Here is a 17160-nt window from a genome sequence, read left to right as displayed (position 1 = left end):
ATAATGGCGAAATTGAATCCACTTTTACAAAAAGCGAGTTGGATGGAATCTGGGGATATCAGACCTTATGTGTTTGTGCGTCCCGAAAATCAGATTGCACATCCGGGGACTCGTCATAAGCTGGATTGGTTTTCTCATAGTCCGATTTACAAAGATCCTCTCGATATTCCTGAAATCAATTTCGCGGATCGTATTTACTCGATTGAAGAGCGTGCATTTGGTCCATCCAATATGGCGATGCCTCGTTGGGTGTTCTATGACTGCGCAGTGATGCCGGGTTTTGTTGCGGGTTTCGCTGCGAAACCTTCTGCATTGAAAAAAGAAGTGCGTGATATTTTGGATCCGGCAAAGTTTCCGGCGACAGGTTCACCGCTTCTGAAAAGCAGCCTTGGTCAATCCTTCATGGCGAAATCCTTGGATGATATGGACTGGGTACCGCTTTCATTATTTATTATTATTCCAACGATGCATCGTGGAGAGTGGGTTGCTCACAATCTTTGTTCTGTGAACTCACTGCTTGCGAAAGAACATCAGTTCTATGGCTTGGGCTTTTTATCAAAGGCCTTCGGCCTTTGGTATGCCAATGTCGAGCAATGCTCGGGCATGACCCAGTGGGGAAGTCCGGCATTGAAACTTCACAGTCACTTTGGACATTTGGAAGTGATTGGCTCATACGCGCCGGTGCACTCTCATGCAAAAACAATTACCTATCGTGCTCAAGTAAATACAGGGTGCTGGGAGCAATTCTTCACTCGTGAAGAGGACCTTGCCTTCCTAGAAAATTACGGACCAAGTGAGCACAAGATCGATCCTAAAAATGAACAAAGCATGATCGATCTGCAAAAGAAAATTGAGAACGAAGAAGGTCCTTTCTATCTCAATGCCATGGAAATCGCTAAAAAAGAATTAACCGAATCGCTAACTATATACAAACCAAAGGGATATTAAGATGCCAGTGAATCAATTGCCTCCAGTCGCGAAGTCTTTTTTTACATTCTGCAAAAAGTGTAATGCAGATCGCTACCATACAGTTCTGGCACATACGACTTCTAAGACCGCAAAAATCAAATGTGAAGTTTGCGCGAGTCAAAAATCCTACTCTTTGCCTAAAACCGGCTCTTCCGCGACAGGAGCTGCGAAGGTTAGCCGTGCTCGTGCGGGCTCTGAGAGTGCACGTAGATCTTCTCACAACGCTGAGTACGAAGCATTGTTGAACGCTCAAGAGAGCGCAAAAGAAGTTTCTTACAACATCAAGGGCAAATTTGCTATGAATCAAAAAATCAACCATCCAAAATTTGGTGTGGGCATCGTTCGTGGTGTTCATCAGGATAAGGTTGAAGTTGTATTCTCTGATGAAGTTCGCAATCTAGTTCACAATCGCGAATAGTTAATGAGCGTTTGGACAAAAGGTCTCAATCCCGAGCAGGTCAAAGCCGTAGAACACGATTTTGGCCCTTTGCTTATTTTAGCAGGGGCAGGTTCTGGCAAGACAACAGTTCTAGTTTCTAGAACAGGGCGCCTTATTGCCGACAAAGTGGCAAAAGCGGATGAGATCTGTGTTCTGACCTTCACCAACAAGGCTGCCAAAGAGCTTAAGCATCGTGTGTCCCACAAAGTGGGTTCACAGGTGAAAAAGGGCCTTTGGGCAGGAACCTTCCACTCTTTCGGTTTACAAGTTCTTCGCCGTTTTCACAAACAAGCAGGTCTGAGTCCTTACTTCGGAATTGTCGATCAAAGTGATTGTACTGCCATCATCAAGGAATTGATGAAGGACTTAAAAAACTCGGGCAAAGACAAGTTCGATGTCGATAAGCTACTGAACATGATCAACGATCAGCGTACCGGGATGGCGAAAAAGACAGAAGCCTTTGACGAATACCACGAAATGGTCGAAGCGCTGACTCCGAAATTTAATAAAAGATTAGAACTACTAGGTGTGGTCGACTTCGAAGGTCTTTTGATTAAGCCCTTAGAGCTTTTCAGAAATCACCCAGAAGCACTTGAAAAGATCCAGTCCGCTTTCACGCAAGTGATGGTGGATGAGTTCCAAGATACCAATCGTCTGCAGATGGAGCTCATTCATCAAATCGTAAAAACTCATAACAACCTGACAGTTGTTGGCGATGACGATCAGTCGATTTACGGCTGGCGCGGAGCTGAAGTAAAAAATATTTTGAATTTCCCCAAAGAGTTTAAAAGCTGCGAAGTGATTAAACTTGAAAGAAACTACCGTTCTAGCTCTGAAATTTTGGCGGTGGCGAACGCGGCTATTGCACAAAACAAAAATCGCCACGGTAAGATTTTGAGAGCAGAAGCTGCTCAAAATACCGGAGAACTGCCGGAAGTTTTCGTCTTGGAGCGCGAAGAAGATGAGTGTGATTTTGTCGTCAGCGAAGTGCAGCACTTCATGCGCCAAGGTTATACCTACAAAGATTTCGCGGTTTTGTACCGTTCCAATACTCAAGGTGGCTTGATCGAAAGTTCCCTTCGTCGTGCGAATATTCCATATACGATCACGGGTGGGACTTCGATTTTTGACCGTAAAGAAGTCAAAGACGTAATGGCTTACCTCAAACAGTCGCTTGCGCCGAACGAGGTTTCTCTTCGTCGTATCATTAATACGCCTCCGAGAGGGATTGGTGAAACTTCGATCGAGAAGCTCACCGAGTATTCAAGAGAACATAAGCTGACTTTCATGGAAGCCTGCCAAAAATGGCGCGAAGCCGAAGTTCAAGAGAAAACCGGCGAGTCCATTGATCAGTTGCTGAACTTCTGCCACAGCCTTCCATCGCAAATTTTGGATTACAAAGTGGGTTCAAGTCCCGGTGCTCATTTCGTCGAGATTTTGCAAGAGATGGGCTATCGACAGTTTATTTACACTGCTACCGGTGACCCCAATGTTGCTGAAAAGAAATGGCAGGTCGTTGAAATCGTCGGCCGTATTCTGGATGCTTACTTGGGTCGTCGCAGTTATGACATTGAAAACATCAAATCTTTCGTTGATGCGATGATGCTTCGAGATGACGTGAACGAAGAAGACAGCGCGCAGAACAAAATGCAGCTGATGACTTTGCACGCCAGCAAAGGTTTGGAATTCCCAGTGGTGATTCTTGCAGGTCTTGAAGAAGACCTTCTGCCGCATAAAACTTTGGGTTCTGACATCGACGAAGAGCGCAGACTTTTCTACGTGGGTGTTACAAGAGCAAAAAAACGCTTGGTCATGTCCCGTTGTCAGCAGCGTAAAAGACATGGCGTGGTTCGTCCCGTAGCACCGTCAAGATTCTTGCTCGAGATTGCGCAAAAGCTCTATAAAGAATATCCAATGGGTGCGCGTCCTGTGTCAGGACAAGAACGTGAAGACCTTGTTTCTAGCTTTTTAAAAGGCCTTGAGGCCAAAACTCAAAATACATCGAAATAAAACAGTCACAGAGTTGACAACACTGGGTCCACAAGTTGGGATATTAAAGAATCTCAAGGAGGACCCATGGCAAAGAGTGCAAAAAATAGTTTTCCTCAAAAAGTCGTGTCCGTACAAATGCTCAAAGGCGGAGTAGCCAAAACTACTTCTGTTTTGAACATTGGACTTGGTGCTGCTCGCGAAGGAGCTCGCGTGTTGTTTGTCGATATGGATCAACAAGCGAATCTAACTTTTGCCCTTGGTGTAGGAATTGATGAGGCCGAAGAGAAATCCGTGTGGCTTGATATCGTCGAGAAAAAAGCCAAAATCGAAGACTGTGTCCTTCACTTAACGGACAAGATTGACCTGATTCCTTCAAATCTGAACAATTCTGTTTTGGACCGAGTTCTTTTAAACTCGAACCGCAATTGGGCCCAATCAGTGAAGGGGCCTTTGTCACAAATCCAAAAGAACTATGATCTTATTTTGATTGATACGGCGCCGGCCCTGAGTGCCACAAACACGGCAGTGACGGTGGCGTCGGATTTGGTCATTTTACCTGTAAATCCTGACAGATTTTCCTATATGGGACTGGAAAAACACATCGAAGAACTTCGTGAAATCAAGAAAGATTTCGACCTGAACTTGACAGAAAAGATTCTATTCACAAAGTTTGATGGACGGGAGAAGGTCAGCCATGAGCTTCTACAGAAGTGCATGGACACCTTTGAGGATTTGTTGATGAAGAGTTATATTAGAACTTCCACCGAGGTGAAAAACACCATCGGGACCGGGAAGACGATTTATCACACAAAGTCCAACGCCCGTGAAGATTATGAATTGGTCACTCGCGAAGTTTTAGAAATCTTATAGAGGTTTATTATGCCAACAATTAAAGAATACCAATCTAAAAAGAAAAAGACCCGCCGTCGTCCGGGAAGAGAAGAAGAGCATCACGAAGAATCTGAAACAACAGAGGCCGACGTACCGACAGATGGCCCCGAAGATATCGAGGTCGAAGTGATTTCTGCGGAAGAAGCTGTTTCAGTTGACGCCAGCGAAGACGTGGCTTTCACACAAGAGGCTTCGCCTTCAGAGGAAGACACTTACGGTCAGCACAATCCGAACCAGGACGAACGTAAGAAAATTCATATCGAGTTTCCGTACAGCGAGCTTGTCCGATCTCGAGTGCCTAAAGCTTTTGAAGTGGCAGAAAATGTTGCCGAAGAATGGGTGAATAACGGAACTTTTGAAAATATCCCTGTAGGACATCCTCTGGCGCAAATCACAGTTGCAGCTGGACTTCGTAAAGCTAAAGAAGTCGAGAAGAAACTCGAGGAAAAAGGCGTTTTCATGATGGCAAAAATGGGTCTTGAGTACGCAAAGTCTAAAATTAACAGAAAGTAATATGGGTCCAATTGAAGCTTCTCTGAGAGCAAATATCGAAAAGGCTTTTGATCCCGAGTACTATGAACTTGTGAATGAAAGCCATATGCACTCTGTTCCCAAAAACTCCGAGACCCACTTCAGACTTTTGGTGGTCTCGAAAGTTTTTGCGGGCAAATCAAGAATTGACCGCAGCCGTATGGTGAACGATTTGATGAAACCCGAAATGACGAAAGGCCTGCACGCATTGTCTCAGAAGACGATGACACCCGAAGAATGGGACAAAGTGAAGGATACGTTCGAAATGGTCTCGCCCGAATGTCGGGGCGGAAGCAAGCTGGACAATCGAAAATAGAAAATGGACAATAATGAATCAGTGGGGGCGTTGTGACAGCTGATTCTAAATCTGGAATGAATAAGAAACTTATTCTTGGGTCGATAGTACTGTTATTGGTCGTGGCAGGCGGAATTGCCTGGTTCTTGTACGAACCCCAAGTTGCTGTCGTTGGCAAAACCATCATCTACAAAAAAGATGCGCATTATCGTGATCAAGTCGTACGCATCTATTTCCCTGAAGAAAAACGCGATATGGGACTTTTTCAGTTAATGAAAAGTGCCTACAATATCGAAATTCTCAGAAATTACGGCATCGAGTTTTCAGAAAAAGAAGTAATAGCCGAAAAAAAACGCATGGAAGAGTCTTCGAAAGATCCTGAGATGCTAAAGCGTATTCGTGATGTATTTGGCAAGGATGAAAAGTCGTTCTTAAGATCCTTTGTCCTTCCGAACCTAGCAGATCATCATATTTACTATGACTTTTTCTTGGTGGACCAACGAGTTCAAGGCGATAGCATGAATCGCGCGCACGAGTTCATCAAAATGGCAGAGCCCACTAAAGGCAAAGGCCTCGAGGCTTTCGCAAAAGAGCGAAATCTTTCCTATGATGTTCTAACTTTGTCTCTGAAAAATGGGATGATGTGGGGTTCTCAGAAAAAAAACCAGAACGCACAAGAAGCCAAGGCTCCGAAAGTGGCGGCAGATCCCAAAGTCGCCCAGTACATGAACTCAGACACCATAAAAGACGCTGAAGTTTGGTACGAAAAAATGATTCAGCATATGCAACCAGGACAGTTTTTTCCAGAGCCAGTCAGTGTTGGCGAAAATTGGGTGGTCGTGTTTTACGAGAAGAAAATCAATGCCGACGATCATCGTTTGCAGGTCGTGTTCGTTCCTAAGACGAATTTCGGTCAGTGGTATCAAGCAGAGAAAACAAAAATTGAGGCTGTGGTCAAGGATCCCACTCTAATTCCAAAAGGCTTATAACAAATATAGGCGCTCTAAAAACGGATAAATCAGTATTATTTTGAGATGTGTCCTGTGGTCTGCTCTATGTACCTGAAATGTCTAAGGAGCAGTCCCAAGTGTCGTCAAGGGTGTTCCCTAGTATTCCGAAAAGTATACTGATGACGGTACGTTGGCTGCCCTTCAAGGCGCTTCCAATCTTTTTAGCAATCTTCATTTGCTTCATGGCAGATATTTGTTCTGCCATGATCCCTTTTGCATTTTGGAAAACTCAAACTAGCACCCCGGTTGATTCCTGGAGTCCCACGACTTTAACGGGTGCTCCATCAAGTCGTCAGTATCACACGGTTGTATGGACGGGCACTAAAATGATCGTTTGGGGCGGGAATACATCCGGTACCACAATGACAAATACTGGAGGTCAGTATGACCCAGCCACAAACACGTGGTCGCCGACATCCTTAGTTGGAGCGCCAACAGCGCGTGGCTATCACACGGCAGTTTGGTCAGGCTCAAAAATGATCATATGGGGCGGTGATGGTAACAACTTACTGTTGCTAGGGGACGGTTCTGAGTACGACCCCGTGGCGGATTCTTGGAGTCAGCTGCCTGGCTCAGTTCCTAATTTTCGGCATTCGCACACGGCTGTATGGACGGGTTCAAAAATGATTGTGTGGGGCGGGCATTACTATTCGGACAGCGGCGAGATTTACGACCCAGCTACCAATACTTGGGCCGGTATTTCCGGAGTGAATGCTCCTTATGGAAGAATAAATCACACCGCTACCTATGCCAGTGGAAAAATGATTGTATGGGGCGGAACACTGTCAAGCACTGCATACACGAATACGGGTGGTATGTATGATGTTGCGACTGATTCTTGGACAAGTACTTCTTTAGTGAATGCTCCGTCGAATCGTGCGGATCACACTGCAATATGGACAGGCAGTAAACTGATTGTGTGGGGTGGAATGGGAGCCAGTTACTTGAATAACGGCGGCCAGTTTGATCCTTCAACAAATACTTGGGAGACCTCAAACTTAAGTCTTCCCGATTCTCGCGAAACTCACACGGCTGTATGGACTGGTTCAAAAATGATCGTGTGGGGTGGCTTAAACGGTTCGACTATGAACTCTGGCGGTGTGTATGATCCAGCCACAGACACTTGGGCAATCACTTCGACTTCCACAAACTGCCCTTCAGCAAGACAAGGTCACACTGCAGTTTGGACCGGTAGCAAGATGATTATTTGGGGAGGATTTTCATCCCCGACATATTACAGCACCGGTGGTGTCTATGATCCAAGCTCAGATACTTGGACTGCAACGTCAACAAGCGGGTACGTTCCGAGTAATCGTTATCTGCACACAGCGGTTTGGGATGGCACTCATATGATCGTTTGGGGCGGACAAACCGGAGGCAGCACTTACTCTGGTGGTGGTGGCCGCTATGATCCGTCGACAGATTCATGGACAACGATGGCGGACACGGGGTCTTACCTTCCGGTTGCACGCGGTTCGCACACAGCTGTTTGGACTGGCAGCAAGATGGTCGTGTGGGGCGGCTCAAATGGAACTAGTTTGAACAACGGCGGTATTTACAATCCTTCGACGGATGCGTGGGAAAATTCCATTTTGAATTTACCGATACGCAGAAATCTTCACACGGCGGTTTGGACCGGAAGTAAAATGATTATTTGGGGCGGTTCGGTGGGCTCTGTCACCTACGGAAGTAGTGGCTCTGTCTACGATCCTGCAACAGACTCTTGGAAGGCGACTGATGAAAGTACAAATCTTCCTGCGGGACGAAACTCTCATGTCGCTGTTTGGAGCGGCACCCGAATGATAGTTTGGGGTGGAACGACTGCTGCAGGTGTCTATACAAAAACCGGGGCTTCGTATGATCCTACAACAGACCAATGGACACCGACATCAACGGGAGCAAACTCTCCGGTAGCAAGAAGCGGTGCCGTCGCTGTATGGACGGGAAGCAAGATGATCGTGTGGGGAGGCACCAATGGTGTTTTAACTAACACCGGTGGAATCTATGACCCTAACACGGATTCTTGGGCACCGAGTGTGCTTGCGCTTCCTGAGGAGAGACAAGGTCACGCGGCTGTATGGACTGGAACCAAAATGTTAATTTGGGGCGGACAAACAGGTGCCATCACTTACACAAATACAGGTGCTCAGTACGATCCAACAACACACACTTGGACGGCAACAGCTTTGACGAACGCTCCAGACGCAAGAACGGCGCCCGTCAGTGTTTGGACTGGAAGCAAACTCGTCGTGTGGGGTGGAAACAATTCGGCGTTTTTAAGTTCGGGTGCGCAATACGATCCAGCAGCAGATACGTGGACTGCGACATCGTCGACGAATGCTCCTTCTGCTCGAGGGTATATACCATCAGTTTGGACTGGCAGTAAGATCATCGTTTGGGGCGGAATGGATTCAACAAATTTTTTAAGCGATGGTGCTCAATACGAGCCTTCGACTGATACTTGGACAACAATGTCTGCAACGGGTGCGCCTTCAGCACGCCATGGTTACTCCGCAATTTGGACAGGATCAAATATTATTGTGTGGGGTGGACAAACTGGCTCGAGTGCTTATACCAATACCGGCGCCATCTACGATCCTGGCACTGATACATGGACAGCGAATACTTCAGTGGGAGCAAATCTTCCGGCTGTGCGCACAGCTCACACAGCGGTTTGGACCGGAACTCACATGATTGTCTTTGGTGGGTTTAGTGGATCTTACTTAAGCACAGGTGGAGTCTACGATCCGGCGCTGGATTCGTGGACCGCGACTAATCCAACGGGAACTCCGACAGGGCGACGCTCTCACTCAGCATTGTGGACAGGATCCGTGATGGTTATTTGGGGCGGACAAACTGCAGCGGCTGCCTGGACAAATACAGGTTCTATGTACGATCCAAGTTTAAACTCTTGGACTGCGACAAATACAGGAGCCAATGTTCCTTCAGTTCGCGGTTTGCACGGAATGGTTTGGACGGGAAGTAGGATGATCATTTGGGGAGGTCAAACCTCAGGGACCACGCGTGCAAATACAGGCTCACAATTCGATCCAGGAACAAATACGTGGAGTGCGACAGTTTCTAGTACTATTCCTCTCGCAAGAACGGGGCACACGGCTGTTTGGACCGGAACCGAAATGATCGTATGGGGCGGAAACACCGGTTCAAACACCAATACAGGTGGCCGCTTCAATCCAGACACGGATGCGTGGACCGCAACTTCAGTTGCAGGCAGCGTGCCGCCAGCAAGAACAACTCACGTTGCAGTTTGGACAGGGAGCAAGATGATTGTGTGGGGCGGATCTGTGAATACCGGTGGGCAATACGATCCAGCGACAGATTCTTGGACAGCAACGTCTGTAGCCGCCGGTGTTCCAGTAGCTCGTGTTAATGCCAGCGCCATTTGGACTGGCAGCAAAATGGTTATCTGGGGTGGTGGCGCTAGTTTGAATTCAGGTGGACAATACGATCCTGCATTGGACACATGGACAGCAACTTCCACAGGAACAAACGTCGCTGTCGGTCGCACCACTCACACAGTGGTTTGGACCGGAAGCAAGATGATTGTATGGGGCGGAACGGTTACAGGATCCTCAGTGAATACTGGCGGTATTTATAATCCCGGCACTGATACATGGGATGCTTGCAGTTTAGTGACTGCTCCAGCAGCAAGAAACACGTACTCGACGGTTTGGACTGGCTCAAAAATGATTATTTGGGGTGGATCGATATCAGCGGCTACGAATACGGGCCTTGTCTATGATGTCGCCGCTAATACTTTGAGTACGACTTCGACCGGTGCTGGCACACCTACTGCGCGCCAATATCATACGGCAGTTTGGACAGGCAGCAAGATGGTCGTGTGGGGCGGCTATACCCCTTCAGCGACGAATACAGGTGCGCAATACGACCCGGCGACGGACAGTTGGACCGCGACTTCAACCGGCGCGAATGTGGCAGTTGCACGCTACAATCACAGTGCAGTTTGGACAGGCACAAAAATGATTGTCTGGGGTGGACTTGCGACATTTGTGACGAACAGTGGTGGTCAGTACAATCCTTCGACGGATACTTGGGATGCTGTAGCTAATTTGTCTCAGACTCTTCCAGACAGACGAATGGATCACACTGCTGTATGGACTGGCAGTAAGATGATTGTGTGGGGCGGGTTTAATAGTGGCTACTTAAATACGGGCGGAATTTATGACCCAGCGACCCAGCTTTGGACGCTGCCAAATACAGTAGGCGCACCTACCGGTAGAAGATTTCATAGTGCCGTCCTGACCGCAACGCAGATGATTGTTTGGGGTGGTTTTACAGGTAGCAATACAAACACGGGTGGCGTCTATGATATCGCTGCAAATACTTGGACCGCCACTGGCTCCACAGGGGTTCCGACAGCTCGACAAAATCACGTCGCCGTTTGGACAGGCAGCAAGATGGTCATTTGGGGTGGAGGCTCTAATACGGGTGGCGTGTACGATCCTGGTACCAGTTCGTGGACTGCGACAAACACCACGGGGGCGCCAGCCAACCGTACAAATCATACAGCGGTATGGACCGGCACAGAAATGATTGTGTACGGTGGAAATGCCGTTGTGAATATGCCATTAAATACTGGAGGCAGATACGATCCGTCTACAGATTCGTGGACGGCGACTTCAACTGTCGATAATGGGGTTCCATATCCACGACGACACCATCAAGCTGTCTGGACTGGCAGTAAGATGATTGTCTGGGGTGGTGAAATAGCGTCGAGTTCTTACACCAATATGGGCTCCGTTTACAATCCGGCGACGAGCACGTGGTCGCATATGTCATTAGGTGCAAACGTTCCTGGAGTGCGTTTTTATCACACACAAATCTGGACTGGCAGTAAGATGATTGTTTGGGGTGGATATAGTGGATCTGCGAATTTGAATGATGGAGCTTTATACGATCCCAACACCGATGCGTGGTCACCGACTTCAACGGGTGCAAATGTTCCTTCGATTCGTCAGGGTCACACCGCAGTTTGGACCGGCAGCAAAATGATTATTTGGGGCGGTAGTAGTGGATCCTTTGAGAACACAGGCGGCATCTATGATCCGGCCACAGATTCGTGGACTGCGACCTCGACCGCGGGAGCTCCTGTGGCTCGCAAGGACCATGCTGCGGTTTGGACTGGTAGTAAAATGATTGTGTGGTCTGGCTTTCAGGGGGGCTACGTAAATAGTGGTGGTCTCTATGACCCAGGTACAAACTCTTGGGTCGCAACCATCGTAGATGCAAATACGCCAACGATACGAACTGGCTCTAAAGGTGTATGGACAGGCACGAAAGCTATTTTTTGGGGTGGTAATACCGGTTCGACATTGAATACAGGCGGAGTTTACACGCCGGCTCCATAGCCTGCGACGACTACTTATCGTCGTTGAATTCGTTCAATTTATCTTTAAGAGTTCCAAGAATATTTTTGATCTCGCGGAGTTGTTCTTCTTCCGGAGAAATCTTGTTGGCTAGCTGATCTGTCAGCGTGGTCCACGTGTCCAACGCACTTTTCAAGTCACTATTGATGTTATTCCACCTAACCAAGCTTCCGGAGGCATCTGTGTCCCCTGTATGTTTGGTCTCCGGCTTAGGGTCTGCCGGTTTATTTGCATCTTTAGTCACTTTATCCATGTATTAGCACCTGTTCTTAATTTGTAAGAGAAAAGAACTCTATTTGACAAGGGAATTCATCCTGATAAATTAGGTCCTTTGCCACTCTTAAAGTAATACTTAAAGGAGCCTTGCATGTCTCAAGATATCATCTACACGATGAAGGGAGTTTCGAAGGTTTATCCTCCGAGCCGCTATGTTTTAAAAAACATTTATCTCTCTTATTTTTATGGCGCGAAGATCGGCGTTTTGGGATTGAACGGATCTGGTAAATCTTCTTTGCTAAAAATTATGGCAGGAGTTGATAAAGACTTCCTCGGCGAAGCTTTCCCTGCAAGACAAATGAAAGTTGGTTACCTCGAGCAGGAACCACAACTTGATGCCAATTTGACCGTGAAAGAAAACATCTTTTCGGGAATGGGCGAACTGCCAATCTTGATGAAGCAATTCAACGAGATCAGTGAAAAGTTCAATGATCCTGATTTGGATCCCGATGAAATGAACAAACTCATCGAAAAGCAGGGAGCGATTCAAGAAAAGCTCGAAGCTCTCGGTGGTTGGGAAGTCGATCAAAAGATCGAAATCGCGATGGATGCTCTTCGCTGTCCAGATGGCGATCTTCCTATCGCTCAGTTGTCGGGTGGTGAAAAGCGCCGTGTGGCTTTGTGCCGTTTGCTGATGAGCGACCCAGATATTTTGTTGCTGGATGAGCCAACGAATCACTTGGATGCTGAATCTGTGGCTTGGCTTGAGCAGTATCTTGCTAAATTTCCAGGCACAGTGATCGCAGTCACGCATGATCGTTACTTCTTAGATAACGTTGCTGGTTGGATCTTAGAGCTTGATCGTGGTGAAGGAATTCCTTGGAAAGGGAATTACTCTTCATGGCTAGAGCAAAAAGACAAGCGTATGGCGCAAGAGCAGCAAGCGAATACTCGTCGCAATAAGACTCTTGAAAGAGAGCTCGAGTGGATTCGTCAGGGCGCGAAGGCTCGTCAGTCTAAAGCGAAAGCCCGTATCTCTGCCTATGAGAACCTCTTGAAAGAAGCGACTCCTGAGAAATTGCAAGAGATGTCTATTTATATCCCACCGGGACCTCGTTTGGGGGATATCGTTTGTGAAGCTAAAAATATCACGAAAGCTTACGGCGGAAAATTGCTCTTTGACGATGTTAGCTTCACGATTCCTCGTGGCGCAGTGGTCGGTGTTATCGGACCGAACGGTGTGGGTAAGACGACTCTGTTCCGTATGATTACCGGTCAAGAGAAGCCAGACAGCGGATCCTTCAAAGTCGGTGAGACCGTGAAGATGGCCTATGTCGATCAAAGCCGCGAGACTCTGAATGCGGAGAAAACGGTTTGGGAAGAACTCTCTGGCGGTAACGAGCTGATTCAATTGGGTCAGAAAGAGATGTCTTCTAGAGCTTATGTCTCTTGGTTTAACTTCTCAGGTTCTGATCAGCAGAAAAAAGTGGGAGTGCTTTCAGGTGGTGAGCGTAACCGCGTGAATATGGCAAAAATCTTGAAGCAAGGCGCAAATTTGCTTTTGCTGGATGAACCGACAAATGATTTGGACGTGAATACGATGCGTGCCCTCGAGGAAGCGATCCTGGAGTTTGGTGGATCAGCAATCGTGATCTCGCATGATCGTTGGTTCTTGGATCGTATTTGCACTCATATTATGGCGTTTGAAGGGGATTCTAAGGTTGAATTCTTCCACGGGAACTTCTCGGAGTACGAGGAAGACCGCAAGAAACGTCTAGGTGCCGATGCGGCTCCGAAGCGTGTTCGCTTCAGATCTATCAACTAAAAATCAGTTCTAGTGTTTCATAATTTTTCTTCAACATAATAAAGGCGTCCTCTGTGGCGCCTTTATTCATATCTGGGTGAAGCTTCAGTGCCAAGAGGCGGAAAGCCTTTTTGAGCTCTCTTGCAGTGAACGCCTTCGATAGTTCGACTCCTTGCGAGAGAAAAAATGCGCAAGCCTGATCCTGTTCCGGGGTCAGAGTGTGGGGTGGAGGAGGCGGCTTTGGTCTTGTTGGATAGACTTTGCTCGTCTGTGGACGAAAGAAAGAGGGCCCAAGGTGCCCCATCAAATAGGCGAGGTGAGCGGGGTCTTGAGTGTGAGGGCCTTGATCGAAGCCTTGTCCAGACAGGCTTTCGCGACTTCGTGACTTCAGTTTTTCCTCTAGAATTTGCTGAAAGCTTGCCTGTGTCCCCATGTGTTTCTCTTCGGCAGAAGTGGGGAATCGCAAGAGTCTAGCTCTGATTTGTGACGATTTCCTCAAGGGAAAATCACCATTTGTCCCTGATTTTCCCTCTGAAAACAGGGTATTTCTCTCTGAAAAAGGCCTTTTTTTGCTCTGAAATGCATGGAAAAAGTTCTCTTTCTCGAGCGAAAAACGGCTTTTTCAGAGGGGAAACTGTGTAATTCTCCTCTGAAAAGAGGCTTTTCAGAGGAAAAAACAAAAAAACTTTAACAAGCCTGCATTTTTTTTTGGACAAACACCAAGAGTTGGTTACACTGGGGTCATTCGAGTAAGTACAAAAAGAAAAAGCAAAACCATTAATGGAGGAATACAAAAATGGCAAAAGCGAAGAAAGCGACTAAAAAAGCCGCTACTAAGAAAGCAGCACCAAAAAAAGCAGCAACTAAGAAAGCCGCTACTAAAAAAGCTGCTCCTAAAGCAAAAAAAGCAGCTGGCAAACGTAAGCCAAATCCTGCTTTCATGAAACCTCTTACTCCAAGCACTACTTTGGCTGCTGTTGTTGGAGCTACTCCACTTCCACGCACTGAAGTTGTTAAAAAACTTTGGGCTTACATCAAGAAGAACGGTCTTCAAGATGCTAAAAACCGCAGAAACATCAATGCTGATGACAAATTGAAACCAATCTTCGGCAAAAACACTGTTTCTATGTTTGAAATGACTAAACTTGTTTCTAAGCACCTTAAGTAATCCTTAAGGCCTATTAGAATAGGTTTAAGTAAAAACCCAGCTCCACAAGGGCTGGGTTTTTGTATTTTTGAGCCTGATAAATATCCTTTCCGTGGCTCGTTTCAGCCCTTTTGTGGACATTCACAAGGTGCTCTGGTAGGTAATGGGTATCTCAGGAGTCTCTCGTGGCTGTTATCCCGTTAAATAAAGAAGAAATTAAAAAGATGGAAGCGGCGTGCAAGCACGCGGCACGCACCTTGGAGCACATCTCCAAGTTTGTGAAAATCGGCATCACCACGGATGAACTCGATAAGATCGTTCATGATTACACCCTTTCTACAGGCGCTATTCCGGCTTGCCTGGGCTATAACGGCTACCCTAAGACTATTTGTACTTCGATCAATCAAGTGGTCTGTCATGGCCTTCCAGACGCGACTAAATTGAAAGACGGGGACATCATCAACATCGATGTGACCTCGAAGCTGGACGGCTTTTTCGGCGATTGCTCGGCTACATATATGGTGGGCAATGTCAGTGATAAGGCCCGCGATATCGTTGAGGCCGCTCTGATGGCTCGCGACAAAGGGATCGAAGCCGTGGTTCCTTATGGATACACCGGTGACATTGGTTTTGAGACTAATAAGTTTGTCACTCGTCGCGGCTATTCAACTGTTAAAGAAATCGGCGGTCATGGTATTGGCCGCAAGTTCCATGATGAACCCTTTGTCCCGGCTTGGGGCAAAAGAGGCAAAGGCGATAAGCTTATTCCATGGCAGTGCATCACGGTTGAACCCATGGTGAATGAAGGAACGGACGAATTTATCGAAAAATCGATTCCGGGATCTAGCATCAAGTATTACGAAACTGCCGATGGTCTCTTGTCAGCGCAGTTTGAGCACACTATTCTAGTGACCGACACAGGTTACGAGATTCTCACAGTACCCTAAAAACTAATTAAGGAAGGTTCATGTCATCTACAACCACAGCGAATGGAAAAAACGCTATGAAAAAAAATGTAAAAATGCCAGTGAAAGCGGCTGCTAAAACAACAACTACTTCTAAAGCTCCTACACGCGACTTTATGGTTTGCAAAGAAGCAATGGCGAATCCAAAAGTTTTCGCAGAACTTGCTCGCTGGGGTCGTGAAGAAATCTCTATCGCTGAAACTGAAATGCCAGGTTTGATGGCTCTTCGTAAAGAGTACGGCAAACAAAAGCCTTTGAAAGGCGCTCGCATTGCGGGTTGCTTGCACATGACAATCCAAACGGCAGTTTTGATCGAGACTCTTGTAGAGCTTGGTGCTGAAATCCGTTGGTCTTCTTGCAACATCTTCTCTACTCAAGATCACGCAGCGGTTGCAATTGCAGCAGCTGGTATCCCAGTTTTCGCTTGGAAAGGCGAGACTGAGGCTGAATTCAACTGGTGTATCGAACAAACTATCACTGGCTGGGGCAAACAAGGTTACAACATGATCTTGGATGACGGCGGTGATTTGACAAACATGATGCATGAGCCACGTTTTGCAAAAGAAATGAAGAACATCATCGGTATCTCTGAAGAGACAACGACTGGCGTTCACAATCTTGAGCAAATGGTGAAGCAAGGTAAATTGAAAGTACCTGCAATCAACATCAATGACTCTGTAACAAAATCTAAGTTCGACAACTTGTACGGCTGCCGCGAATCTTTGGCAGACGGTATCAAACGTGCAACTGACACAATGATCGCTGGTAAAGTGGTTGTTGTAGCTGGCTACGGCGACGTAGGTAAAGGTTGCGCACACTCTATGCGTAACTTCGGTGCGCGTGTATTGGTAACAGAAATCGATCCAATTTGTGCTTTGCAAGCTTCTATGGAAGGTTTCGAAGTTACAACGATGGAAGAGGCGACTCCTGTTGCTGATATTTTCGTAACTGCGACTGGCTGCTGCGATATCGTTACTGATAAGCACTTCTCAAAAATGAAAAACAATGCGATCGTGTGCAACATCGGTCACTTCGATATCGAAATCGACATGGCTTGGTTGAACAAGAACTCAAAAATGCGCGAGATCAAACCTCAGGTTGATATCCACACATTGAAAAACGGCAACCAAGTGATCGTATTGGCTAAAGGCCGTTTGGTGAACTTGGGCTGTGCAACTGGTCACCCAAGCTTCGTAATGTCTAACAGCTTCACGAACCAAGTATTGGCTCAAATGGAGTTGTTCTTGAACCGTGATAAGTACGAAGAGAACATCGTTTACCGTTTGCCTAAGCAATTGGACGAAAAAGTAGCTGCTTTGCACTTGGGTAAATTGGGTGTGAAGTTGACTAAGCTTTCTAGCAAGCAAGCAAAATACTTGCACATGGATGTTGAAGGCCCATTCAAGCCAGAACACTACCGTTACTAAGAGCAGTCTGCTCGAGGTTTTATTTTTTGATAGAACTCAAAAAGCCCATGCGAACAGCGTGGGCTT

Annotated in this window: 14 protein-coding genes; 12 read left to right on the top strand and 2 right to left on the bottom strand. The window is 46.8% G+C overall.

The genetic code is table 11. The features are described 5' to 3' along the window. The first annotated feature begins 3 nt into the window (after positions 1–3). The 8 genes from ACLWBB_RS14365 to ACLWBB_RS14330 all read left to right on the top strand — a co-directional run bounded on the left by ACLWBB_RS14365 (position 4) and on the right by ACLWBB_RS14330 (position 11517). Positions 4–948 (top strand): hypothetical protein, encoded by a 945-nt coding sequence (locus ACLWBB_RS14365; RefSeq protein WP_413288234.1) that lies wholly within the window; start codon positions 4–6, stop codon positions 946–948. A gap of 1 nt (position 949) precedes the next feature. Beyond that, positions 950–1387 (top strand): hypothetical protein, encoded by a 438-nt coding sequence (locus ACLWBB_RS14360; protein WP_413288233.1) that lies wholly within the window; start codon positions 950–952, stop codon positions 1385–1387. Positions 1388–1390: 3 nt separating this feature from the next. After that, positions 1391–3418, top strand: coding sequence for an ATP-dependent helicase (locus tag ACLWBB_RS14355; protein WP_413288232.1), 2028 nt, complete (start codon positions 1391–1393; stop codon positions 3416–3418). Between the two features lie 66 nt (positions 3419–3484). After that, positions 3485–4270 carry a ParA family protein gene (locus ACLWBB_RS14350; RefSeq protein WP_413288231.1) on the top strand — a complete coding sequence of 262 codons (786 nt, stop codon included), beginning with the start codon at positions 3485–3487 and terminating at the stop codon, positions 4268–4270. 9 nt (positions 4271–4279) lie between these two features. Beyond that, a complete protein-coding gene (locus ACLWBB_RS14345; RefSeq protein ID WP_413288230.1) occupies positions 4280–4804 on the top strand; it encodes a hypothetical protein in 525 nt (174 codons plus the stop codon). Position 4805: 1 nt separating this feature from the next. Further along, on the top strand, positions 4806–5138 hold the full coding sequence (locus ACLWBB_RS14340) for a BolA family protein (protein ID WP_413288229.1): 333 nt from the start codon (positions 4806–4808) through the stop codon (positions 5136–5138). A gap of 32 nt (positions 5139–5170) precedes the next feature. Beyond that, on the top strand, positions 5171–6106 hold the full coding sequence (locus ACLWBB_RS14335) for a hypothetical protein (RefSeq protein ID WP_413288228.1): 936 nt from the start codon (positions 5171–5173) through the stop codon (positions 6104–6106). A gap of 140 nt (positions 6107–6246) precedes the next feature. After that, positions 6247–11517, top strand: coding sequence for a Kelch repeat-containing protein (locus tag ACLWBB_RS14330; RefSeq protein ID WP_413288227.1), 5271 nt, complete (start codon positions 6247–6249; stop codon positions 11515–11517). A 10-nt stretch (positions 11518–11527) separates the two neighbouring features. Here the strand turns inward: ACLWBB_RS14330 and ACLWBB_RS14325 are convergent, their stop codons facing one another. After that, positions 11528–11788: a hypothetical protein gene (locus ACLWBB_RS14325; RefSeq protein WP_413288226.1), complete on the bottom strand. Its 261-nt coding sequence runs from the start codon at positions 11786–11788 to the stop codon at positions 11528–11530. A 114-nt stretch (positions 11789–11902) separates the two neighbouring features. Here ACLWBB_RS14325 and ettA point away from each other — a divergent pair, with 114 nt between their 5' ends. Then, entirely contained in the window at positions 11903–13576 is a 1674-nt protein-coding gene (gene ettA / locus ACLWBB_RS14320) for an energy-dependent translational throttle protein EttA (RefSeq protein ID WP_413288225.1), read from the top strand. Here the strand turns inward: ettA and ACLWBB_RS14315 are convergent. Further along, positions 13569–13859 (bottom strand): DnaJ domain-containing protein, encoded by a 291-nt coding sequence (locus ACLWBB_RS14315; RefSeq protein WP_413291608.1) that lies wholly within the window; start codon positions 13857–13859, stop codon positions 13569–13571. The genes ettA and ACLWBB_RS14315 overlap by 8 nt on opposite strands. Before the next feature lie 492 nt (positions 13860–14351). Here ACLWBB_RS14315 and ACLWBB_RS14310 point away from each other — a divergent pair, with 492 nt between their 5' ends. From ACLWBB_RS14310 to ahcY, 3 genes are all read left to right on the top strand, one after another. Continuing rightward, positions 14352–14723, top strand: a complete 372-nt coding sequence (locus ACLWBB_RS14310; protein ID WP_413288224.1) for an SWIB/MDM2 domain-containing protein — start codon at positions 14352–14354, stop codon at positions 14721–14723. 164 nt (positions 14724–14887) lie between these two features. After that, positions 14888–15649: a type I methionyl aminopeptidase gene (gene map, locus ACLWBB_RS14305; protein ID WP_413288223.1), complete on the top strand. Its 762-nt coding sequence runs from the start codon at positions 14888–14890 to the stop codon at positions 15647–15649. Positions 15650–15783: 134 nt separating this feature from the next. Next, complete coding sequence (ahcY, locus tag ACLWBB_RS14300) at positions 15784–17094, top strand: adenosylhomocysteinase (RefSeq protein ID WP_413291607.1); 1311 nt, start codon at positions 15784–15786, stop codon at positions 17092–17094. Positions 17095–17160 lie beyond the last annotated feature (66 nt).

The sequence above is a fragment of the Bdellovibrio sp. HCB337 genome (assembly GCF_047302465.1).
Taxonomy (GTDB): Bacteria; Bdellovibrionota; Bdellovibrionia; order Bdellovibrionales; family Bdellovibrionaceae; genus JACMRP01.
Note: the sequence above shows the minus strand (reverse complement) of the source record. Positions and strands in the feature narration are given on the sequence as shown.

Coding starts and splice junctions, on each gene's coding strand:
- ACLWBB_RS14345 (WP_413288230.1), top strand. CDS start 4,280: ATGCCAACAATTAAAGAATACCAATCTAAAAAGAAAAAGACCCGCCGT.
- ACLWBB_RS14350 (WP_413288231.1), top strand. CDS start 3,485: ATGGCAAAGAGTGCAAAAAATAGTTTTCCTCAAAAAGTCGTGTCCGTA.
- ACLWBB_RS14315 (WP_413291608.1), bottom strand. CDS start 13,859: ATGGGGCACCTTGGGCCCTCTTTCTTTCGTCCACAGACGAGCAAAGTC.
- ACLWBB_RS14310 (WP_413288224.1), top strand. CDS start 14,352: ATGGCAAAAGCGAAGAAAGCGACTAAAAAAGCCGCTACTAAGAAAGCA.
- ahcY (WP_413291607.1), top strand. CDS start 15,784: ATGGTTTGCAAAGAAGCAATGGCGAATCCAAAAGTTTTCGCAGAACTT.
- ACLWBB_RS14340 (WP_413288229.1), top strand. CDS start 4,806: ATGGGTCCAATTGAAGCTTCTCTGAGAGCAAATATCGAAAAGGCTTTT.
- ACLWBB_RS14365 (WP_413288234.1), top strand. CDS start 4: ATGGCGAAATTGAATCCACTTTTACAAAAAGCGAGTTGGATGGAATCT.
- ACLWBB_RS14355 (WP_413288232.1), top strand. CDS start 1,391: ATGAGCGTTTGGACAAAAGGTCTCAATCCCGAGCAGGTCAAAGCCGTA.
- ACLWBB_RS14325 (WP_413288226.1), bottom strand. CDS start 11,788: ATGGATAAAGTGACTAAAGATGCAAATAAACCGGCAGACCCTAAGCCG.
- ettA (WP_413288225.1), top strand. CDS start 11,903: ATGTCTCAAGATATCATCTACACGATGAAGGGAGTTTCGAAGGTTTAT.
- ACLWBB_RS14360 (WP_413288233.1), top strand. CDS start 950: ATGCCAGTGAATCAATTGCCTCCAGTCGCGAAGTCTTTTTTTACATTC.
- ACLWBB_RS14330 (WP_413288227.1), top strand. CDS start 6,247: ATGACGGTACGTTGGCTGCCCTTCAAGGCGCTTCCAATCTTTTTAGCA.